Here is a 21,375-nt window from a genome sequence, read left to right as displayed (position 1 = left end):
GGGCCCTGCCGCGGGTGCGGCGGGGCCCTTTTTGCGTAGGTTCGGGATTAGGGGGCGATCACGGGACGCGGGGTCCTGGCCGGGCCGCGATGGACGCCGTCTTCGTGCGGTGCGCGGAACCAGGCGAGGCAGTCGGCCAAGCGGGCCGCGACCCAGGGGTCGTCGGCCAAGACGTCGGGCAGCACAGTAGTGGCGTCGATGACCGCGTCTGCCAGCTGCTCCGCGGTCAGGCCCTGCGTCGCGCTCAGATCGCTTCCGCTGAAGTCGGCACCCGTGAGGATCGCGCCGGCCAGCATCGTGTCCTGGAGAGCCGCGCGATAGAAGGTCGCGTTCGTCAGGTCGGCCTGGCGGAGATCCGCGTCGTCGAGATCGGCGGAGGTGAGGACCGTCAGGCTCAGGTCCAACCCGCGCAGGTCCGCGTGACGCAAGTCGGCACCGGTCAGGAAAACCCTGGTCAGGTTCGGCGGCGCCGTGAACTCGAAGATGCGGAGGATCAGACCGGAAAGATCCACCGCACGCAGGTCGGGACGGTTCGGCTCCGGACGCCGAGGCCGACGGGCCAGCACGGTGAGCACCGCGTCGATGTCGGCCGGCGGCTCCGGCCAGCGCGTCCAGCTGTTCGCTCCCCCGAGCTGCGACGCCCCGCCCGGCGGTGCCAGCGGCCCTTTGTGCGCCGAAGACGGATCGCGTGGTGCTCGACCCCGGACGAAGGCGCAGAGCACTTCCAGCACCGTCCCGTGGTCGCGCGCCGACTCGGCCATGATGTGTTCGAGCGCGTATATCCCGCCCAGCCGTTCTTCCAGTTCCTTGGACGCGAGGTGCCCGATCGCCACGCTGAAGCGGTCGGTGACCTGCCCTCGCCGCGAGAGGTAGTAGGTACGGGCCGTGAACGCCAGGCCGCCCAGACCCGCCACCCCGACCAGAGCCGCCAGCAGCGTCTGACGTACCGCGTTGAGCGCGTCGGCCTGCTCCTTGCCGGAGAGCCGCCGTACCGAGCCGCCCGCGACCAGCCAGGTCACTGGGCCCACGACCAGCCCCAGCAGTATCAGCACCGCGGCGCCACCGCCGACGCCGGCCGCGATCCGCAGCGCCCGCCGACGTCGGTGCTCGCGGACTGCGCGCTGGAGTGCGGGCGATGGGTTGAACCCCGTCATGCCGGCTATCTCAGCACCCGAGTTCAGCCGCGGTAAAGAAGAACCGGCTACGGCCGCATCTGGATCAAGGCGTGCTCGCCGCTCGTCCGCCACGCGCCGCCGGTGGCGTCGAGCTTGGCGACGGTTTCCGGGGTGAGGCCGACGGCCACGTCGGACTTCAGGGTGCGGAGGGCTGCCACCGGCGATGGGAAGTAGGCGGTCAGTTCCGCGAAGGGCGTGGTCGGGGGCCAGGCTCGGTCGCCGATGAGGCGGCGGTAGTTCAGGTCGCCCTTCAGGACGGTCAGGGTCGCCTGGGACAGGTCGGCGGCCAGGTCGGGTGGCAGGTGGCGGAATGACAGGGGTGCGCACCAGAACGCGTGGGTGCGGAGGGTGATGGTGCCGTCGGTGAGGGCTGTCCAGAGGCGGTGGCCGGTGGCGGCTGCGGTGCCGGGTGCGGCGATGATGCGGCGGAGGACGGCTACCGCGTCGGAGCCGGTCGCGTCCGAGACGTAGTACGGCTGCGGCTTCACGTGCAGCACCACGCGGGTGGCGGCGCCGGTGGTCAGCAGGTGGTCGACGAGGATCAGGTCGGCGAGGAGTTCGCGGCCGGCGTTGTCGGTGATCAGGTGCACGGTCGGCGCGGGTGATGCGTCCAGCAGCGACCAGATCCGCGCGCTGTCGTCGGCCACCAGCTCGGTGGCGGGCCCCTCCGGCGAGGCGGTGATCCGGAACCCGAGGTCGGCCCGGTTGCCCCACAGCGCCGCCTCCAGCAGCGCGCGCCGCTGCGAGGCGAGCGGCATCCGCGCCACCTCGTCCAGCGCCGCCAGCTCCGAGGCCACGACCGGCGTCGCCAACTCGGCGTGCTTCGCCGGGCCGAACAGGTCGACCCCGTGCCACGGCCCCGGGCGGAAGTACCCGACCGCCTCCAGCAGCCTGCGGTAGAAGTACGACTCGGCCCACAGGAACGGTGCCGACAGCCACGAGCCGCCGTACCAGCCGCGGTCCCACTCCTGCCAGAGCGCGTAGTCATGCGCGTCGGGCGGCAGGCGCTGGATGTCGCCGGAGATCGTCTCCTCCAGCAGCGCCTCAAGCGCCTGCTGGATCTCGGGCGGGTAGGGGTACGCGTCGCGGATCTGCTTGATCAGAATCGGATGCCGCTTGTTCCACACGCCCCACGCGAAAGACCCCGGCTGGTCCGACACGATCGCCGCCGCCGCACCATCGCTCGTCACCTGTGGAGCTCCTCTCGCAAGAGCACCGGTCGACACGGCGCTCCAGCAATGGAAACACTGAAACAGCTGCTCCCGCATCACGGCCGCGGCATCAAAGCCCGACACCACAGCCGCCCCAACACAGCCCCGGGCATCAAAGCCCGGCATCACAGCCTCAGCATCAAGCTCACCCCATCACACCCCTTGCGCCACCGCCGCCAACCAAGGCTCCACCTCAGCCCGCGCCGACGCCCCATAAGCCGCGCCGAACCGCTCCAAGAAACGCCGCCGGTCCACCTCGTACTCCTGCGGCCCCATCGCCTCGACCACCACCGTCGCCAACATGCACCCCACCTGCGCGGAGCGCTCCGCCCCGAGCCCCCACGCGCGCCCGGCGAGGAACCCCGCGCGGAACGCGTCGCCGACCCCGGTGGGATCGACCCGCGCGTCCTCCTTCGGACACGCCACGTGCAGCGGCGCCGCATCACCGCTCTCGATCCGGGCGCCGCGAGCGCCGAGCGTCGTCACCCGCATCCCGACCCGCCCCAGGATCTCCGCCGCCGACCATCCGGTCTTCTGCTCGATCAGCGCCGCCTCGTACTCGTTCGTGAACAGGTACGCCGCCCCGGAGATCAGCCGTCTCAGCGCCTCACCGCTCATCCGCGCGGCCTGCTGCGACGGGTCCGCCGCGAACGGATACCCCCGCTCGCGGCACTCATCCGTGTGCGCGAGCATCGCGTCCGGATCGTTCGCGCCGATCAGCACCAGGTCCAGCCCGCCGGCCCGGGCGGCCAGCGGCGCCAGCGCGATCGACCGCGCCTGGCTCATCGCGCCGGAGAAGAACGACGCGATCTGGTTCCCGTCGGCGTCGGTCGTGCACAGGAACCGCGCCGTGTGCAGCGTCGGCGAGATGTGCACCCCGGACGTGTCGACGCCCCGCTCGGCCAGCCGGCCGCTGTGCGCCGCGAAGTCCGCCCCGGCCGCGCCGACCAGCAGCGGACGCACCCCGAGCGCGGCCAGGCCGACGCAGATGTTCGGCGCCACGCCGCCGGGCCGGATGTCGAGCGTGTCCACGAGGAACGACAGCGACACCGCGTGCAGTTTGTCCGCGACCAGCTGGTCGGCGAACCGGCCGGGGAAGGTCATGAGATGGTCGGTCGCGATCGACCCGGTCACCGCCAGACCGGTGACGCGGGTTCCGGCGGCGAGAGCTGCCGTACTGCGATTCATGGTCCTGATCCCGTTCGTCGCTCACACACCCGCGGCCGCGGCCAGAGCCTCGGCGCGGTCGGTCCGCTCCCACGTGAAGTCCGGCAGCTCCCGCCCGAAGTGGCCGTAGGCCGCGGTCGCCGAGTAGATCGGCCGCAGCAGGTCCAGGTCGCGGATGATCGCGGCCGGCCGCAGGTCGAAGACCCGCAGCACCGCCTCCTGGATCTTCACGTCCGGCACCACACCGGTGCCGTACGTCTCCACGAACACGCCCACCGGCTCGGCCATCCCGATCGCGTACGCGACCTGCACCTCACAGCGCCCGGCCAGGCCGGCGGCGACCACGTTCTTGGCCACCCACCGCATCGCGTACGCCGCCGACCGGTCCACCTTCGACGGATCCTTGCCGGAGAACGCCCCGCCGCCGTGCCGGGCCATCCCGCCGTACGTGTCCACGATGATCTTGCGCCCGGTCAGCCCGGCGTCGCCCATCGGCCCGCCGACCTCGAACCGGCCGGTCGGATTCACCAGCAGCCGGTAGCTGGACACGTCGAGCCCGAGACCCGCCGCCCCCAGGCCCGCCAGCTCCGGCTCGACCACGAACTCCCGCACATCCGGGGTCAGCAGCCCGTCCAGATCGACGTCGGCCGCGTGCTGCGTCGACACCACCACCGTGTCTAACCGCAGCGGCTCGGACCCGCGGTACTCGACGGTGACCTGCGTCTTGCCGTCCGGCCGAAGGAACGGCAGCACGCCGTCCTTGCGCACCTCGGCCAGCCGCCGTGCCAACCGGTGCGCCAGCGCGATCGGCAGCGGCATCAGCTCCGGAGTCTCGCCGCACGCGTAGCCGAACATCAGGCCCTGATCTCCAGCGCCCTGAAAATCCAGCTCCTCCGGCACGATCCCATCCAGCCGGGCCTCGTACGATCGCTCCAGCCCCAGCGCGATATCAGGGGACTGCGACCCGAGCGAGACCGACACCCCGCACGAGGAACCGTCGAAGCCCTTCTTCGACGAGTCGTACCCGATCGCCAGGATCTTCTCCCGGACCACCGCCGTCAGGTCGGCGTACCCCTCGGTGGCCACCTCCCCGGCGACGTGCACCTGCCCGGTGGTGATCAGCGTCTCCACCGCGACCCGCGAATTCGGGTCCTGCTTCAGCAGCTCGTCCAGGATGGCGTCACTGATCTGGTCGGCGATCTTATCGGGGTGTCCCTCGGTCACCGACTCGGACGTGAACAACCGCGCGGGCATGCCGCGTCACCCGGTCTCTGTCGCAGAGTCGGTCTTGGTCGCGGACAGGATGCCCTGCACCGGCAGCGCGTACCGGGGCAGGTCGGCCGGGTCCTTCGCGAGCGTCTGGGTGACCGTGAACCCGGCCTCCTCCAGCCACGCGCGGTACGTCGACAGCTTCTGCGGTCCGCCGTACCCCATCGAGCAGCCCAGGAAGAAGCTCGGGAAGAAGTCGATGGTGTAGTTGTCGGTGTCCGCGATGTTCTCCGGGTAGATCGGCACCAGGATGTGCACCTGCCCGCCGACGGGCAGCGAGGAGTGCACGCCCTCGAAGATCCGCAGCACCTCGGCCTTGTCCCACATGTCGATGAAGTGCTTGATCAGCACCACGTCGAAGCCCTTCGGCACGCCGTCGAAGACGTCGCCGCCGATGAACGAGCAGTGCTCGGCCACGCCGGCCTCGCGGAAGTTCTTCAGGCACTCCTCCTCCCGCTCCGGGAGGTCGAAGGTGGTGACGCGCAGCCCCGGCGAGTTCTTGTGCTGGAAGGTGTGGATCGCGCCGAGGCCGGTGTTGCCGGCCAGGTCGAGCACCTGCGCGCCGGCGGGGACGTCGATGTTCTCGAAGAACCAGGGGTCGATGCGCTGGGTCGTGGTGTTCATCGCCAGCGCCCAGGCCTCGCCGAGGTCCTTGTGCGTGGCCGCGGCCTCGTACAGCGTGCCGTCGAAGCCGTAGTACTCCTTCAGCCCGACCAGCGAGCCGGTCTGGATGCTCTCGGTCAGGTAGAACAGCTGGCGCAGGGTGACCGTCTTGATGAAGTGCATCAGGGCCATGACTCCGCTGAGCTGGGCGTCCGACAGCTCGGCGAGCGCGTCGAGCCGGTAGGCGCCGGTGGCCTCGTCGTAGGCGACGAAGCCTTCCTTGATCAGCAGGAACAGCAGCTGCTCGATCGCGTCCGGCTTGGCGCCGACCGCGGCGCCGAGGCCGGCCGCGGTCAGGCCGGGGGTGTCCCGGAGGGCGTCGACGACGCCGAGTTCGTAGCAGGACAGCAGGTTCATGAACCGCGTGGGTCCCACCATGTATTCACGGAACCGCGCGAGAGTGGCATCGGAGCTCAAGGAACTGATCCCTTCGGATTGTCGCAACCGGGTCAGGCAGGCTTGGCGGCGGTCAGGATCCCGTGCAGCGGAAGCGCGTCCGGCGGCAGTTCGGCGAGGTCCTGGGTGATGGCCCGGATATCGGTGAAGCCGCATTCGGCCAGCCACGCGCTGAACGTCGACACCTTCTGCGGCCCGCCCTGAGCGATGGCCGCGCCGAGGAAGAACGTCGGGTAGTAGTCGACCGTCCGGGACTGCGTGAGGTCCTCGGTGTACACAGGCACCAGGATGTGGACGTGCCCGCCCGGCTTCAGCGCCTCGTGGACGGCCTGCAGGATCTTCACCGCCTCCGACTTGTCGAACATGTTCAGGAAGTGCTTGACCAACACCACGTCGAAGCCCGTGGGCACGCTGACGAACACGTCGCCGCCGACGAACGCGGTCTGCTCGGCGACGCCGGCCTCCCGGAAGTTCTTCAGGCACTCCGCTTCCTTCTCCGGCAGGTCGAAGGTCGTGACGTGCAGCCCGGTGGCACCGGTCAGCGTCAGCGTGTGGATGGCGCCGAGCCCGGTGTTGCCGGCCAGGTCCAGCACCCGCGATCCGGAGGGGACGTCGATGTTCTGGAAGAACCACGGGTCGATGCGCTCGGTGACCGTGTCCATCAGACGCGACCACGACTCGCGCAGCTCGGCGTGCACACCCATGGCCGCGTACAGGTCGCCGTCGAACCCGTACAGCTCGCGCAGCCCGACCACGGTCCCGGTCTGCACGCTCTCGGTGAGCCAGAACAGCTGCCGCAGCGTGGTGACCTTGATCTTGTCCATGAACTCCAGGACCCGGCGCAGATCCAGCTCCGTCAGCTCGGCGAGAGCGGCGAGGTGATAGCCGCCGGTAGCCGGATCGTGGCCGATGAAGCCCTCCTTGACCGGCAGGAACAACAGCTGCTCGATCGCGTCCGGCTTCGCCCCGACCGCGGCGCCGAGGTCGGCGGCGGTCAGACCGGGCTTCGCCTGCAGCGCGTCGACCACGCCGAGTTCGAAGCAGGACAGCAGATTCATGAACCGGGCCGGCCCCACCATGTATTCGCGGAACCGGGCGAGCGTGGCTTCAGCGGACATGCACTCATCCCTTCCAAGTCTGTTCCGGCCCAGCGTCGGGCACCGGCCTTGGGCCGGACCCCGACGCCCGCTTGGGATCGGCTTGGGGCGGGAGCGAGCCTGGCGATTCCTGGTGCCAGGCAAAGGTCAAGCACCTTGACGGCACGATGAGCTGCGCCTTAGTATCAGAACCCGAACATACTTCTCAGTACGGTGGGCGCGGGTCGGCTGATCCGCGCCGACTGCGGGGCACCGAAAGAGCGCGGACAAACACACAGCGGACGGCACACCGGATCGCCTGTGGCGATCCGCGCTTCGGGGAACTCCTCTCCGGCACACGCCGTCGCACCGTGTGGTGCGCGCACGTCGTGAGAGGAGCATCGGCATGCGGGTTCGGCTGCTGGGGCCACTCCATGTCTCCCACGCGGGCATCGCGATCACCCCGGTGGCCCGGCGACCGCAACAGATCCTCGCGCTGCTCTTGCTCAACCACGCCCAGGTCGTCCCGTTGTCGACGCTGATCGACGAGCTGTGGGACGGCCACACGCCGAAGACCGCGCGCGCCGCGGTCCAGACCTACGTCTTCGAACTCCGCAAGAAGTTCGCGCGGGCCACCGGCCGCAGCACGGACGCCGTCGGCGAGCAGATCCTGCGCACCACGCGCAACGGCTACGTCTTCGTCGCCGACCTGTCCCAGTTCGACCTGCGCGCCTTCCGCTGGCTGGAGCAGACCGGCGCGGTGGCGATGGCCGACGGCGACCTGGCCACCGCGGCCCACAACTTCCGCGCCGCGCTCGCCCTGTGGCAGGGCCCTGCCTTGGCCGACGTCGACCCCGGCCCGGGCATCCGCGCCGAGTTGGCCGGCCTGCAGCAGTCCCGGGCGATGATGCTCGGGCACCGGATCGAGCTGGAGCTGCGCGCCGGACGGCACCGCGAGATCCTGGGCGAACTGACCGATCTGGCGTCCCACGACCGGTTCAACGAGGAGCTCCAGGCGCAGTTCATCATCGCGCTGTACCGCTCCGGCGAACGGACCCGCGCACTGGAGGCGTTCCACGGTCTACGCCGGGAGATGGTCGGCAAGTTCGGCCTGGAACCCTCCCCCAAGCTCCAGCAGTGCTACCAGGCGGTGCTCAACTCCGATCCGTTGCCGGACAGAATGCCGGTGCTGCCGCTGCCCGGCGAGCCCAGCGTGCCGCCACCGCCGCGCGACGTCTCCTGGGGACCGTGGAGTACGTGGAGCACGTCGGCCTGATCGGCGCAGCCGTCCCCGGCCGCCGGATCGGCCGCCACCCGGCCGCGCAGCCGCGCGATCGACGCCGAGGGGCGCACACCGAGGTCGTTGTGCATGTTCCGGCACAGCTCCTCGTACACCTCCAGGGCCCGGACCCGGTATCCCGACCGGTACAGGGCCAGCATCAGGCGGGCGTGCAGGTCCTCGTGGTGCGGATGGCGGACCACCAGGCGTGTCAGCTCACTGAGGATCTCGCGGTGCCGGTTCATGCTCAGCCGGGTGTCGAAGAACAGCACCAGCGTCTCCAGCCGGGCCCGGTCGAGCTCGGCGGCCGCGGCGTGCAGGAGCCGGCCGTGCTCGACGTCGGCCAGGACCGGGCCGCGCCACAGGCCCAGCGCCTCGCTCAGCACCCGGCTGGCGACCATCGAATCGCCGGCGGTGAGCGCGGCCTGCGCCATCGACCGCAGGCGGTGAAACTCCGGCAGGTCGAACTCCGCCGCGCCCAGGGCGACGCGGTAGCCGCCGTCGTGCGTCTGGAGCAGATCCTGGGCGACGGTGTCGCGTCCGACCCCGAGGTTGCGCGCGAGCTCTTTGCGCAGCTGGAGGACGTGCGTCTGCAAGGTGGTCATGGCGCGCCGCGGAGGCGCGTCGTCCCAGAGCTCGGTGATCAGCGACTTGGCCGACACCCGGTGCGGACCGTTGATCAGCAGCAGGGCCAGCACCTGGCGCGGTTTGCCGGTGGCCTGGACCAGCTCCGCACCGTCCCGCCGGACCGACACCGATCCCAACACCCGGAACTCCATGTCACCGCGCATAGTCAGTACGGTGCACCACGGAAGTCGCGCGCGCCACTTTGTCAGCTCACTGAGATGTGAGCCGTCCGCCGCCGGACGGAAACCGTCCGGCGGCGCGGGGTCACCGTCCCAGGACGATGGTGGTCGGCGAAGGCGTCAGGTGGAACGAGACGTCGGTGAATCCGGCGGCCTCCAGCCAGGCCGTGTAGTCGGCCCGCCGCCAGGTCCCGCCCTTCCTGCTCTTGAGGAGCATCTCCGAGGCGAAGGCCAGCGCGAAGGGCGGCCCGCCACGATCGTCGTCGACCACGTAGTCGCAGATGACCAGTGTGCCGCCGGGCTTGAGGGCGGCGCGCAGCTTCAGGAAGTTGGCGGCGTTGTCCTGCGGCCCTTCCTGGTGCGCGACGTGGGAGTAGACGATGACGTCGTAGGCCGAGGCGGCGAGCTCGACCGTGTGGAAGTCGCCGTCGATGACGTCGAAGCGGTCGGCCACCTCCGGCCCCACCAGGCGGCGCGCGATCGCGTTGATCGGCGCCCAGTCGAGCTGGGTCGCGTGCGCGGCCGGGTTCGCGGCGAGCCAGGTCCCGGAGAAGACGCCGGAGCCGCCGCCGACGTCCAGGATGGAGATCGCGCCGGCGTCGGCGAGCTTCAGCAGCTCCGCGGCGGTGTGCGCCACCGGCACGGACTGCGCGGCGATGGCCGGGACGACGTGCTCCCAGTGCGGGTTGTCGACGACCTCGACCATCGGCTCGGTGAGCGGCCCGCCGCCGGAGAAGACCTCGGGCAGCACCGTCATCTTGACCATCTCGCCGAGTTTGAGCCCGGCGTAGCCGACCAGGCTGGCCGGCTCGCCCTCAACCAGGAAGGCGGACGCCTCGGGGCTGTTGCGGTAGCCGTCGCGCACCTGGACCAGGCCGAGCCCGACGAGGGCGTCGAGCAGCGTCTGGGTGCCGCGCTCGGCCAGGCCGGTCTTGGCGGCCAGCGCCTCGGCGGTGTCCACGCCGGCTTCGAGGTGGGTGAACACCGAATACCGCGCCGCGACGCCGAGGACCCCGGTGGCCCAGTAACCGTTCGCGATCTCCATGATCCGGTCGGGGCGCAACTGCTCGTCGCTCACGCTGTCTCCAAGGTCTGGACGTGGTTCGGCTGGACGTGGGCGGGCCGGGAGTGGTTCGGCCGGCCATGATGGGGCTCCCCGTGGGTCGGCTCCCCGTGGTTCGGCCGGCCGTGGTCCGCCTGGACCCGCGCCGCCGGCGGGGGCGTGCCGGCCACGGACCACCGGCCCACCGCCATCTCCGCGGTGATGCCGGGGCCGAACCCCGCGATCACCCCGGTGGCGCCCGGCGTCATCGACTGCTCCTCGAACAGCCGGCGCAGCGCGTCGAAGACCACGGCGCTGGCGATGTTGCCGTACTCGACCAGGGTGGACCAGCTGTGCCGGAACATCTTGTCGTCGACGCCAAGGAACTTGCTCAGGTCGCCGAGGATCCGCGGACCGCCGGCGTGGATGATGTAGAAGTCGAGGTCTGCGATGTCCCAGCCGTGCGATGTGGCCAGGCCGCTCAGCACCGGGGCGAGGGGCTCCATGGTGCCGGGCACGCGCCGGTCCAGCTGGAAGTGGAAGCCGGTCGAGCGCACCGCGTAGGAGATCCAGCTCTCGGTGTCCGGGATGAGGTAGGCGGCGTTGCGCTCCAGCCGCACTCCGACCCCGCCGCTGCCCCGGACCACCGCCGCCGCGACGGCGTCGCCGAACAGCCCGTCGGACAGCAGGTTGCCGACCGCGTCGTCGGTGGGCTGGTAGCACAGCGAGCACAGCTCGCAGGAGACGATCAGCACGTTGCTGCCGGGGTAGGCGGTGCAGAAGTCCTGCGCGCGGTTGATCGCGGCCCCGCCGGCCGCGCATCCCAGCTGGGCTATGGGGATCTGCCGCGTGTCGTAGCGGAAGCCCATCGTGTTGATCAGCCAGGCGGTGTGCGAGGGCATCAGGAACCCGGTGCAGGACACGAAGATGATCGCGTCGATGTCCGGCGCCGTCAGCTCGGCGTTGGCCAGCGCCTCGGCGATGACCGGCGGCAGCATCCGCTTGGACTCGACCTCGAAGATGCGGTTGCGCTCCTCGAACCCGGGATGGCGCAGCGTCTCGGCGATCGGCTGGACGATGTGGCGCTTCTGCACGCCGGTGTTCCTGATCAACCGCAGCGCCAGCCCCAGCTGCGGCTTGCCCGCGTGCGCCTGCTCGGCGAACGCGAGGGTGTCCGCCAGGGTGATGACATGGTCCGGCACGCTCACCGAAGGTTTGCAAAGCGTGGACATATGACAGCCTTCTGTCGAAGTTGTCTGCAAGGTGCTCGGACGACACCTTCGTCCATCCCGCTTGCCGTCAGCTTGGCGCGGACTGGTCTTCCCACCGGCCGTGTAACGCGATGATGTCCTGCACCGTGCGCCGCAGCTCGACGATGCGCTCCGCGCCGAGGTGCGCGGCCCATTCCTGTTCGATGCCGGTAACGATCGCCGCCGCCGCGGCCTGGCCCTGCGCGCCGCGCTCGGTCAGCCGGATGATTTTCGCCCGGCGGTCGCGCGGATCCGGGGCCCGCTCGACGTAGCCGAGCCGTTCGAGCTCGTCGACCAGCTCGCCGATGGCCTGCTTGCTCAGCTTCGAGCGCTCCGCCAGCTCGGTCAGGCGCGAGCCCTCGGGGTCGATGAAGCGGAAGACGGAGCCGTGGCGGTAGCGGACGCCGGCGAATCCCTGCTCGGCGAGGCGGCGGTGCAGGAGCTCGACGGTGAGGTCCTTGGCCTGGGTCAGCAGGGTGGGCAGCGGCGGGCCGGGTTCGGTGTCGGCACGGCCGGTGTCGGCACGGCCGGTGTCGGCACGGCCGGTGTCGGCACGGCCGGCGGTATCGGCGTGCGCGGAGGCCTCGGCGGGTTCGGCGCGGTCGGCCGCCTCGCCCCGGCCATCGGTTCGCTTCGTCACCTGGAGCGGCCTCTCTGCTCGACATCGGTGTGCTCGGTACTGGTGTGCTTGCTAAGTGCTCGACATTGGTCAGGGTGCTTGACTATCAGGTATCCGGGACGTACGGTTACCTTACTACTCTTCGTGATCACCCGGAACCGCGACAGTGCCGGCCACCCGGCACGGACAAGGGCAGCCATGAGCAGCGTGGACCGAGCCGCCACCATAGATCCCCCGATCGACCCCGAGACGGTCACGGAACTGGCCACGCGGATCCAGGGTCCGGTGTTGACCCCCGCCGACGAGGCGTACGACGCCGAGCGCAGTGGCAACCAGACCGCCCGCCGGCACCGGCCCGACGTCATCGTCGGCGCCACCGGTGCGGCCGACGTGCAGGCCGCCGTGGCGTTCGCCAAGGAGCACGGCCTCCCGGTCGCCGTGCAGGGCACCGGCCACGCCTCGGCCGCGGTGGCCGCCGACGGCGGTCTGCTCATCACCACCTCCCGCATGCAGGGCATCCGCGTGAACCCCGGCACCGGAACGGCGTGGGTGGCCGCCGGGACGCGCTGGGACCAGGTGATCCACGAGGCCGCGGCGGCCGGCCTGGCCCCGCTGTCGGGCTCGGCCCCCGGCGTCGGCGTGGTCTCCTACACCCTCGGCGGCGGCCTGGGCCTGCTCTCCCGCCGCTACGGCTTCGCCGCCGACCATGTGCGCGGCCTCGACGTCGTCACCGCGGACGGCCGCCTGCGCCAGGTGAGCGCCGAGGCCGACCCGGACCTGTTCTGGGCGCTGCGCGGCGGCCGAGACAACTTCGGCGTGGTCACCGGCATCGAGATCGACCTGATGCCGGTGACCACGATCTACGGCGGCGGCCTGTTCTTCCCGGCGGACTCCATCACCGAGGTCTTCGACGCCTACGTCCGGTGGACCGCCCACCTGCCCGACGAGATGACCTCCTCGATCGCGATGATCGCCTTCCCCGACGCGCCGATGCTCCCGCCGCCGCTGCGCGGCCGCTACGTGGCCCACGTGCGCATCACCTACTCCGCCGACGACCTGCGTCCCGGTGCGGACCTGGTGGCCCCGCTGCGCGAGCTGGAGCCCTTCATCGACACCGTGAAGGAGATGCCGTACACCGCGGGCGGCACGATCCACAACGACCCCCCGGTCCCGGGCGCCTTCGAGTCCTTCACCGCCCTGCTGCACGACTTCGACAGCACCGGCGTGCACGCGCTGTTCGCGCTGGCCGGGCCGCAGGCTCCGGTACCGCACGTCATCGAGCTGCGGCACCTCGGCGGGCAGCTGGCGAACCCGCCGGCGGTCGGCAACGCGGTCGGCGGCCGGCACGCGCGGTACGCGATCAACGTCATCTCCCGCCTGGAGCGCGCCGAACTGAGCGAGATCCGGCCGGCGCACGAGCGCATCTTCACCGCGCTGGAGCCCTGGGTCGTCGGCCGCACGCTGAACTTCCTGAACGGCGCGGACGACGCGAAGTACGTGCGCTCCGCCTACGAGCCGAAGGACTACCAGCGGCTGACCGAGATCAAGGCCGCGTACGACCCCGAGAACCTGTTCCGCCTGAACCACAACATCCCGCCCGCGACGTCTCAGGGCTCATAGACCGGCGGGTGCCGCCGCCGGGATCGGTGGCCGCCTCCCCCGGGGCGGCCACCGATCCATTTACGTATGGAGCCGTTTCAGCCGCCCTGCGCCTGCGCCCCGAGGAACACCGGCAGACCGACCACCGAGTTGGAGAAGATCGACGGCACCGCGGTCAGCGCGTCGTCCTCGACCGCGAGCCGCAGCTCCGGGAACCGCGCGAACAGCGCCGGCAACGCGATCGCCGCCTCAAGCCGCGCCAGGTTCGGGCCGATGCACACGTGCGGCCCGGCCCCGAACGCCAGGTGCCTGCCGGCCGGCCGGTCGATGTCGAACTGGTCGGCATCCTCGCCGTACCGGGCCGGATCGCGGTTGACCCCGCTCCAGGGCGCGAGAATGGCCTCGCCCTTGGGGATCGTCACCCCGGCGACGGTGACGTCCTCGGTCGGGAACCGGGCCGGGAAGTTCCCGACCGGCGCGTCGAAGCGCAGCGTCTCCTCGATGACCTTCGCCCAGACCTCCTCGCCGCCCTCGCGGACCTTGGCGCGCTGCTCCGGATGCGTCAGCAGGGCCCGCGTGGCGTTGACGATCAGGCTGATCGAGGTCTCGTGGCCGGCGCCGATGAGCATCCACAGCGTGTCTTCGAGCTCTTCGTCGGTGAGCGTCTCGCCGTCCTCGCCGTTGATCGCGATCAGCGCGCTGGTCAGGTCGTCGGCCGGCTCGGCGCGCCGCATGGCGAACAGCTTCTGCCACAGCTCGTGCCGCTCCTCCTGGGTGGCCATGTACTCCTCAGCCGTGGTGTCGGCGCGCACCACGGTGTCGATCAGCTGCCGGAACCTCGGCCACCACTCCTCCGGCACGCCGATCAGCTCGCAGATCACCTGCATCGGGAACGGATAGGCGTAGTGCTTGCGCAGATCGACGACGCCGTCGGAGTCCGCCAGCGCGGGCAGCTCGTCCAGCATCCGCTCCACGATCTCGCCGATCCGCGGACGCAGCGCCTCGACCCGGTTGCGGGTGAAGGTCTTGGTCAGCGGACGCCGCAGCCGGCGGTGCTCCCCGCCGTCCCGGGCCATCGCGTTGTTCAGCCGGATCATGCTCAGCAGCGGCCAGTCCCCCGGCACCTCGCCGCGGCTCAGCGCCTCCCAGTTGCGCCAGTCCCGGCCCACGCGCGGGTCGGCGGCCAGCTCGGCGAGCAGGCCGTAGTCGGTGATGACCCACATCCGCACGCCGCCGGGCAGCTCGGCCCGGATCACCGGACCGGCCTGGCGCATCCGCGCCGCCTCGCCGTGGCGGTCGGCCCCGGACGGATCGATGCGGATCAGCGGTGGAACGGTCTGGGCAAGCACGGAGTCGGACACGGGAACTCCTCCCCCGGGCCGGTTCGGCCATCGGCGGAGCCGGCCCATCAGATGTCAAGAGAAATGACGCCGGCAAGGCGGCCGACGGCTCACTGGAATACCATCACGGCGCACTTGAGAATCGACTAAATCCGACTCATAGCCCTGCTCAGAGCGATGGCACACTATTATCACCAAGAATTCATGGTGTCCACCCCCGGCTATTTGCTAGCATCATCGCGAGCGCGCTGCCGATGATCAATTCCGGTATTCATTCATCGCATTTCACGCATTGATGGGGGTCGAGGCGACAATGAGCATTCACGGCACGTCGCGGGCGCTGAGCCCGGCGGAGCGCTGGTACTGGATCATCGATCAGCTCTCCACGCTGAACGTCTGCGCACGGGTCCGCGTCGAGGGCGCCGTGTCCACCGACGCGCTGCTCGGCGGGCTGCGCGCGCTCCAGGCCCGGCAGCCGTTGCTGCGCCTGGCCATAGCGACGGAACCCTCGGGCATCGACCCGCGCTTCGTCCCGACGAACGAGCCGATCCCGCTGCGCGAGGTCACCGTGACCCGGCTGGAGGAAGAGCGCTGGGCGCGGGAGATCGACACCCACGAGTTCGCCGAGTCCGTCGACTGGCGGACCGGGCCGCTGGCGCGCGCGGTCGTGATCCGGCAGCCGGAGGGGATCAATGATCTGATTCTCTCCGTCCCGCACTACATCTCGGACGGGACGACCGCGCTGGCTCTGCTGCGGCAGTGCGTGCTGCTCGCGGCCGAACCCGGCACGGCCGAGGCTGCCGACGCTGCCGATGCGTCCGAAACGCCGATCCCGGTCCCGGTGGAAGACCTCTTCCCGGAGCGTCACCGCACCACCGCGGGCGCGCTCCCCGACCGCGAGGCCGCCGACCCCACAGCGGACGAGTCCGCGGAGGCCGGCCGCCTCGAACCCGAGATCTTCGTCCCCTTCGACCAGCGCCGGACCCGGCTCCTGCACCGCTGCCTGCCCGCCGACGCGCTGGCGGACCTGACGGCGGCCTGCAAGCGCGAAGGCGTCACACTGCACGGTGTCCTGGCTGCCGCGCTGGCCAGCGCCGTCGCCCGGGACGCCGAGGCTGCGCCCGGCTCGCACTTCGCGGTCGGCTCCCCGGTCTCCTTCCGCGACGAGCTCCAACGCCCGGTCTCCGAGGACGAGGTCGGCTGCTTCGTCTCGGCCGTGCACTCGGTCGTCGCCTACCAGCCCGACGACCTCTGGTCGATGGCGCGCTTCGTCAACCGCGACCTCACCGAGCGCCGGGAGCGCGGCGACCAGTACCCGGTGTTCACGCTGCTGGCCACGCAGGGCCCGGCCGGCATCGTGGACAGCGAGCCGCTGGTCCGGTACATCGAGGAGCACGGCTCGTTCAACTTCTTCATCTCCAACATCGGCCGCTTCGACTTCCCGGCGGAGGTCGGCGGCTGGCGGCTGTCCGGCGCGCAGTTCGTCGGGGGCATCTCAGTGGTCGGATACCTGGCCTCGTCGGTCGCCACCAGCCACGGGCAGCTGTCGTGGAACTTCACCCACATCGCCGACGCGGTGTCCCGGGAGCGCGCCGAGCGCATCGCCGACGACAGCGTCAAGACCGTGCTCACGGCGGCGGTCGCAGGGTCCTGAGTCTCGACTGCTGATTCTCGCTCAGAACGAGCTCGCCAGCGCGGGCGCCTCCAGCAGGTCCGCTGCCGATCCCCGCGGCAGCGGCACCACTTCGGCCTCATCGAGCACCGGATCCTGGGTCAGCACCGCCTGGTGGAACCTCTTGAGCTTGCCGGAGGGCTCCAGCCCGAACTCGCTGCGCAGGTTGTGCCGCACCTGGTGGAACGCCTCCAGCGCGCGGATGCGATAGCCCGACCGGTACAACGCGACGACGAACTGCGCGTGCAGGTTCTCGTGGAAGCGGTTGCGCGAGGTGAGCACTGCCAGTTCGCCGAGGATCTGGCGGTGCAGCCCCAGGCGCAGATCCAGCTCGATGCGGTAGTCCAGCATCGTCATCCGCGACTGCTCCAGCGCCGCCGCCTCGGCCCGGATCCGCGTCCCGGGCTCCACGTCGGCGACCGCGGGCCCGCGCCACAGGTTCAGGGCGTGCCGGAAGTCCCGGGCCGCCGAGTGGTAGTCCCCGGCGTCCATGGCCTTGATCCCCGTGCGCTGGAGCCGGTGGTAAACCTGCAGATCCAGCTGGCCCTGTTCGACGACGAAGCGGTAGCCGTTGTGCACCGTCTGCAGCACGTGCTCGGACACCTCGGCCAGGGTGAGCCCGGTGGCCCAGGTCAGCTTCTTGCGAAGCTGGAGCACGTAGATCTGCAAAGCGGCGCGCGCGCTCTTCGGCGGGGTCTCGCGCCACAGCTCGTCCATCAGCACCGGGACGGGCACCACGCGCATCGCGTTGAGCAGCAGCAGCGCCAGCGCCGTGCCCGGCTTCTGGGCGACCGGGGTGGCCGCGGCGGCGCCGTGCTGGATCGACAGCGGACCCAGGACCTTGATGTCCATCGGCTCGTCAGGCACCTCAGCCGAGCTTGAGGCACACCTGGACGCCCATGTGGACCGGGAGCCGCACGGAGAAGTACCCGTTGGCCGGATCGGTCACGTGGTCCAGGAACTCCTGGTAGACGCCGCGGCCGATCTCCAGGTCCACGTCGTCCACGACCACCAGCGCGCCGGGCCGCAGCCGCGGCGCGACCAGTTCCAGGATCGGCAGCCGCAGGTCCAGCCAGCCGTCCAGGAGCAGCAGGTCCACCGGCTCGGGCAGCTCGCGCAGGGTCTCGCGGGCATCGCCGAGCCGCAGCTCGATCAGGTCGTCCAGGCCCGCCTCGGCGAAGTTCTTCTCCGCAGCGCGTGCCTTGTCGGCCTGCAGCTCGGTGGTGATGACGGTGCCGCCGCCGTTGTCGCGGACCGCGCTGGCCAGGTAGAGCGTGGATATCCCGAAGGAGGTGCCGAACTCGACCACGGTGCGCGCCCGCGCCGAGCGGGCGAGCAGGTAGAGCAGGCGCCCGCCGTCCTCGCTCACCGACATGATCAGGTCTTTGGTGCGCTCGGCCAGCTCGTCGGCGGGGAGGTCGACGGGGTACTCGCCGGCCATGTCGACCCCGGCCGCCTTGAAGGCGGCCACCAGGTCCTGTTTCTCCTCGGCGGCCTGCAGCCGGCTCAGCGTCGCGGCGACCGCCTCGGAGGACAACGTCGAATGCATGGGGGAACTCTCCTCAAGCTCGTGACGGCGGACTGACGGCGGACTGACGGCAGGCGATCGGCGGAACGGGTGAGACCGGGCCGGCGCGCGTACGGCCGGCCCGGCCCGGCGAGACGGTTCAGGGCACGAGGACGGTCCGGCCGGGCAGCCGGCCGGCGGCGGCGTCGTCGTGCACGGCTCGCAGCTCGGCCAGCGGGCGGCGCTGGGCCACGTGGATCTTCAGCTCCCCGGCGTCGACGCGCGCGGTCAGCTCCGCGAGCTGAGCGCCGTCGCTGCGCCCGAACACGACCAGGTTCCGCACGCCGCGCCCGATCTCCTTGCGCAGCCCCGGCGGCACGATGGTGGCGAAGACGCCGCCGTCGGCGACCAGCTCGGCCAGCGGCGCCAGCTCGGCCTCGCCGGCCGAGGCCACGACGTTCACGACCACGTCGAACCGCTCCCCGGCCAGCGCCTCGGTGACGGGTTCGACGGTGTAGTCGACGATCCGGCTCGCTCCGTAGGACTCGACGCGCTGCCGGCTGGCCGGGCTCGCGGTCGCGGTGACCACCGCGCCGGCCGCCGCCGCCAGCTGGACCAGGTAGCCGCCGACCGCGCCGCCGGCGCCGTTGACCAGGATGGTCTGGCCGGGCTTGAGCGCCGCGTGCTCGACCACGACCTGCAGCGCGACCAGCGCGACCGACGGCAGCGCCGCGGCGTCGGCCAGCTCGCCGGTGCTCGGGGCGGGAGCCAGGATGTCGGCCTCGACGACGGCGTACTCGGCGGCCGCGCCGGGCGCCGGGATCGGCAGCCAGGCCACGACCGGGTCCCCGACGCTCCAGCCGGTGACGCCCGCGCCGAGCTCGGCGACGGTGCCGGACACGTCGTAGAGCGGGATGTGCGGCAGCACGATCGGGAACGCCTCGGTCACGAAGCCCTCCCGGATCGGCAGGTCGACCGGGTTGAACGCGGCGCCCGCGACCTTCACCACGACCTGACCCGGGCCGGCCGCCGGACGGTCCACGTCTTCGTGGACCAGGACGTCAGTCGCGCCGTAGGAGTGGAAGCGCACCGCTTTCATGATCAGCCTCTCTCGTGTCCCGCAAGCTCGTTGTCTTTCAAGCCCATGTGCTTCAAGCTCAAAGCAGATGCTTCGACCTTGAAGCTTCACTGTAGCTGCTTCGATTTTGAAGCACAACCACTGTTCTTCTCCCCGGTTCCCTGTACGCTCAAGGAATGGACGGCTCGGATCCAGCAGAGATGGACGGCGTTCCTGGCCTCGAACCCCAGCAGCTCGGCGCCTACTTCGCGCTCATGGAAGCCGTCAGCCTGCTCCAGCACCAGGTCGCACGGCAGCTGCGGGCCGAGGGCGACCTCAGCTACGTGCAGTTCGAGGTGCTGGCGCGCCTGACCACCGTCGACGGCCCGCTGACCATGACGCAGCTCGCCGACGGCGTCGTGTACAGCCGCAGCGGCCTGACGTACCAGGCCGGCCTGCTGGAGCAGGCGGGCCTGATCACCCGCGTACCGAGCCTGGACGACGAGCGCGCGACCCTGGTGTCGATCACCGAGGCCGGCGCCGCCCTGGTCGGCCGAGTGCTGCCGGGGCACGTCGAGGTGATCCAGCGGCTGCTGTTCGAGCCACTGTCCGCCGAGGACGTGAAGCAGCTCGGCGACATCATGCCGCGGGTCCGCGACCACATGCGGACCCAGCCGCCACGGTCGGCGGCGCCGCGCAAGCGCCGGCGGGAGCCGGTGGCGGAGGTCGCGGAAGAGTCCTGACCCGGGACCACGCCGATCTGCCCGCCTGCTGCTCCGCCGCTTCATCGGCTCGCTGCGCCGCCTTTGCGTCGGCCCGCCGCGCCGCTTCACCGGCTCGCCGCGCTGCCCTTCCGCCAGCCGACCGCGCTGCTTCGCCGACCCGCCGCACCGCCTTTCCGCCGACCCGCCCCGCCGCTTCACCGACCCGCCGCGCCGCGTTTCCGCCGGCCGACCGCGCCGCTTCACCGTGGCGCCGGTTCGCCACTCTCTCGCCGGGGCGCCGCCGCGTCGGCTGCTCAGGACCGGGTCGCGAAACGCAGGGGCAGCTCGTTCGGGCCGTGGATCCCGGTCGGCGGCCGCCAGGTCACCGAGCCCGACAGCGATGGCGGGCCCAGCCGCTGCGCGAGCGCGGCCAGTGCCTCGACCATCTCGGTGCGCGCCAGCGGGGCGCCGAGGCAGTAGTGCGGGCCCGCGCCGAACAGCAGCGGGGAGGGCAGGCCGGTCGCGGTGATGTCGAAGGTGCCACCGGTGGCGAAGACGCGCGGGTCGCGCTGCGCGGTCTGCGCGCACATCGTCAGGAACGTGCCCTTGGCGACCTTCAAGCCCTGATACTCGAAGTCCTCGGTCGCGCACCGGTAGATGATCGGCGTGGACGGGACCCAGCGGATGATCTCCTCGACGGCCTGCGCCGCCAGCTCCGGGCGCTCGCCGAGCAGGTTCCACTGCTCGGGGTGGTCGGCGAACACCACCATCGCGTTGGAGAGCTGGTGGCAGGTGGTGTCGTGGGCCGCGAACACCAGCGTGACCAGCAGGTTGCGCAGCTCCTCGGTGCTGACCTGGCCCTCGGTCCGCTGCGCGGTGACCAGTGTGGAGATCAGGTCGTCGCCGGGGTCCTTCGCCTTCTCCTCCATCAGGCCCGCGACGTACTCGTTGAGCCCCAGGACGCTCTTCTCCACCCGGTCCACGATGTCGCCGCCGTGCACCAGGCTGAAGACCAGGCCGATGTCGCTGGTCCAGAGCTTGAAGGTGTCGTAGTCCTCGCTCGGCACGCCGAGCAGTTCGCACATCACGGACAGCGGCAGCGGATCGGCGAAGCTCTCGACGAACTCGTGCACCTCGCCGCCGGCCATCGCGTCGGCCATGCGCTCGGCCGCGGCGCGCACGAACGGCCGGATGCGCTCGATCATGCGCGGGGTGAAGGCCTTGGAGACCAGGTTGCGCAGCCGGCGGTGATCCTCGCCGTCGTGGTTGTTGATCATCGGCACGAACCACTCGTAGATGGGACCCGCGACCACGCCGCTCTGCTCCATGTAGCCGCGGCCGTTGTGGTCCAGGCGCTGGTCCCGCAGGAGTTCCTGGGCCTCGGCGTAGCGCAGGACCAGCAGGCCGATCGGGCTCTCGGCGTACCAGCTCCGCTCCTGGGCCGCCATCACCTGCGGCGAGCCGAAGTCGAAGTCGGGGTCCAGGACGTTCAGGAACGGGATGTCGGTGGATGTGGGTGAAATGTTCTGGGCCGTCACCGTAC

18 protein-coding genes and 1 pseudogene are annotated in these 21,375 nt (G+C 70.8%); 4 read left to right on the top strand and 15 right to left on the bottom strand.

Going from position 1 to position 21,375, the window contains the following annotated elements:
* Positions 1 to 47: 47 nt before the first annotated feature.
* The 6 genes from ABH935_RS10850 to ABH935_RS10825 form a co-directional block, all read right to left on the bottom strand.
* Complete coding sequence (locus ABH935_RS10850) at positions 48 to 1,154, bottom strand: pentapeptide repeat-containing protein (protein WP_370377704.1); 1,107 nt, start codon at positions 1,152 to 1,154, stop codon at positions 48 to 50.
* Between the two features lie 47 nt (positions 1,155 to 1,201).
* Complete coding sequence (locus tag ABH935_RS10845) at positions 1,202 to 2,365, bottom strand: damage-control phosphatase ARMT1 family protein (RefSeq protein WP_370377703.1); 1,164 nt, start codon at positions 2,363 to 2,365, stop codon at positions 1,202 to 1,204.
* A 174-nt stretch (positions 2,366 to 2,539) separates the two neighbouring features.
* The gene (locus ABH935_RS10840; RefSeq protein WP_370377702.1) at positions 2,540 to 3,574 is read right to left on the bottom strand and encodes a carbohydrate kinase family protein; all 1,035 of its coding nucleotides are present in this window, start codon (positions 3,572 to 3,574) and stop codon (positions 2,540 to 2,542) included.
* 21 nt (positions 3,575 to 3,595) lie between these two features.
* Positions 3,596 to 4,807, bottom strand: a complete 1,212-nt coding sequence (metK, locus tag ABH935_RS10835; protein WP_370377701.1) for a methionine adenosyltransferase — start codon at positions 4,805 to 4,807, stop codon at positions 3,596 to 3,598.
* Positions 4,808 to 4,813: 6 nt separating this feature from the next.
* Positions 4,814 to 5,863 carry a methyltransferase gene (locus ABH935_RS10830; RefSeq protein WP_370377700.1) on the bottom strand — a complete coding sequence of 350 codons (1,050 nt, stop codon included), beginning with the start codon at positions 5,861 to 5,863 and terminating at the stop codon, positions 4,814 to 4,816.
* Between the two features lie 71 nt (positions 5,864 to 5,934).
* Positions 5,935 to 6,999, bottom strand: coding sequence for a methyltransferase (locus ABH935_RS10825; protein ID WP_370377699.1), 1,065 nt, complete (start codon positions 6,997 to 6,999; stop codon positions 5,935 to 5,937).
* Positions 7,000 to 7,363: 364 nt separating this feature from the next.
* Between ABH935_RS10825 and ABH935_RS10820 the strand changes: the two are divergent.
* A pseudogene (locus tag ABH935_RS10820) lies at positions 7,364 to 8,053 on the top strand (BTAD domain-containing putative transcriptional regulator); the annotation flags it as partial.
* 44 nt (positions 8,054 to 8,097) lie between these two features.
* Here ABH935_RS10820 and ABH935_RS10815 read toward each other — a convergent pair.
* The 4 genes from ABH935_RS10815 to ABH935_RS10800 all read right to left on the bottom strand — a co-directional run bounded on the left by ABH935_RS10815 (position 8,098) and on the right by ABH935_RS10800 (position 11,974).
* Complete coding sequence (locus ABH935_RS10815) at positions 8,098 to 9,027, bottom strand: BTAD domain-containing putative transcriptional regulator (RefSeq protein ID WP_370377698.1); 930 nt, start codon at positions 9,025 to 9,027, stop codon at positions 8,098 to 8,100.
* 100 nt (positions 9,028 to 9,127) lie between these two features.
* Positions 9,128 to 10,120 carry a methyltransferase dimerization domain-containing protein gene (locus tag ABH935_RS10810; protein WP_370377697.1) on the bottom strand — a complete coding sequence of 331 codons (993 nt, stop codon included), beginning with the start codon at positions 10,118 to 10,120 and terminating at the stop codon, positions 9,128 to 9,130.
* Entirely contained in the window at positions 10,117 to 11,316 is a 1,200-nt protein-coding gene (locus ABH935_RS10805) for a type III polyketide synthase (RefSeq protein WP_370377696.1), read from the bottom strand. The genes ABH935_RS10810 and ABH935_RS10805 overlap by 4 nt, the downstream gene beginning before the upstream one ends.
* Before the next feature lie 67 nt (positions 11,317 to 11,383).
* Complete coding sequence (locus ABH935_RS10800; protein WP_370377695.1) at positions 11,384 to 11,974, bottom strand: MarR family winged helix-turn-helix transcriptional regulator; 591 nt, start codon at positions 11,972 to 11,974, stop codon at positions 11,384 to 11,386.
* Between the two features lie 177 nt (positions 11,975 to 12,151).
* Here ABH935_RS10800 and ABH935_RS10795 point away from each other — a divergent pair, with 177 nt between their 5' ends.
* On the top strand, positions 12,152 to 13,573 hold the full coding sequence (locus tag ABH935_RS10795) for an FAD-binding oxidoreductase (protein ID WP_370377694.1): 1,422 nt from the start codon (positions 12,152 to 12,154) through the stop codon (positions 13,571 to 13,573).
* Between the two features lie 77 nt (positions 13,574 to 13,650).
* Here the strand turns inward: ABH935_RS10795 and ABH935_RS10790 are convergent, their stop codons facing one another.
* On the bottom strand, positions 13,651 to 14,913 hold the full coding sequence (locus tag ABH935_RS10790) for a cytochrome P450 (protein ID WP_370377693.1): 1,263 nt from the start codon (positions 14,911 to 14,913) through the stop codon (positions 13,651 to 13,653).
* Positions 14,914 to 15,205: 292 nt separating this feature from the next.
* Here ABH935_RS10790 and ABH935_RS10785 point away from each other — a divergent pair, with 292 nt between their 5' ends.
* Complete coding sequence (locus ABH935_RS10785) at positions 15,206 to 16,546, top strand: hypothetical protein (protein WP_370377692.1); 1,341 nt, start codon at positions 15,206 to 15,208, stop codon at positions 16,544 to 16,546.
* Between the two features lie 21 nt (positions 16,547 to 16,567).
* Here ABH935_RS10785 and ABH935_RS10780 read toward each other — a convergent pair whose 3' ends face one another.
* The 3 genes from ABH935_RS10780 to ABH935_RS10770 all read right to left on the bottom strand — a co-directional run bounded on the left by ABH935_RS10780 (position 16,568) and on the right by ABH935_RS10770 (position 19,170).
* Positions 16,568 to 17,431, bottom strand: a complete 864-nt coding sequence (locus ABH935_RS10780; protein WP_370377691.1) for a BTAD domain-containing putative transcriptional regulator — start codon at positions 17,429 to 17,431, stop codon at positions 16,568 to 16,570.
* 1 nt (position 17,432) lies between these two features.
* Positions 17,433 to 18,113: an O-methyltransferase gene (locus ABH935_RS10775; protein WP_370377690.1), complete on the bottom strand. Its 681-nt coding sequence runs from the start codon at positions 18,111 to 18,113 to the stop codon at positions 17,433 to 17,435.
* A gap of 118 nt (positions 18,114 to 18,231) precedes the next feature.
* Positions 18,232 to 19,170 carry an NADP-dependent oxidoreductase gene (locus tag ABH935_RS10770; RefSeq protein ID WP_370377689.1) on the bottom strand — a complete coding sequence of 313 codons (939 nt, stop codon included), beginning with the start codon at positions 19,168 to 19,170 and terminating at the stop codon, positions 18,232 to 18,234.
* Between the two features lie 155 nt (positions 19,171 to 19,325).
* Between ABH935_RS10770 and ABH935_RS10765 the strand changes: the two genes are divergently transcribed.
* Positions 19,326 to 19,871, top strand: a complete 546-nt coding sequence (locus ABH935_RS10765) for a MarR family winged helix-turn-helix transcriptional regulator (RefSeq protein ID WP_370377688.1) — start codon at positions 19,326 to 19,328, stop codon at positions 19,869 to 19,871.
* A 275-nt stretch (positions 19,872 to 20,146) separates the two neighbouring features.
* On the opposite strand, the gene ABH935_RS10760 is transcribed toward ABH935_RS10765, so the two are convergent.
* A complete protein-coding gene (locus ABH935_RS10760) occupies positions 20,147 to 21,370 on the bottom strand; it encodes a cytochrome P450 (RefSeq protein WP_370377687.1) in 1,224 nt (407 codons plus the stop codon).
* Between the last annotated feature and the right edge of the window lie 5 nt (positions 21,371 to 21,375).

The organism is Catenulispora sp. GAS73, from assembly GCF_041262085.1.
GTDB lineage: Bacteria > Actinomycetota > Actinomycetes > Streptomycetales > Catenulisporaceae > Catenulispora.
This window is presented reverse-complemented; position numbering and strand designations above follow the sequence as displayed.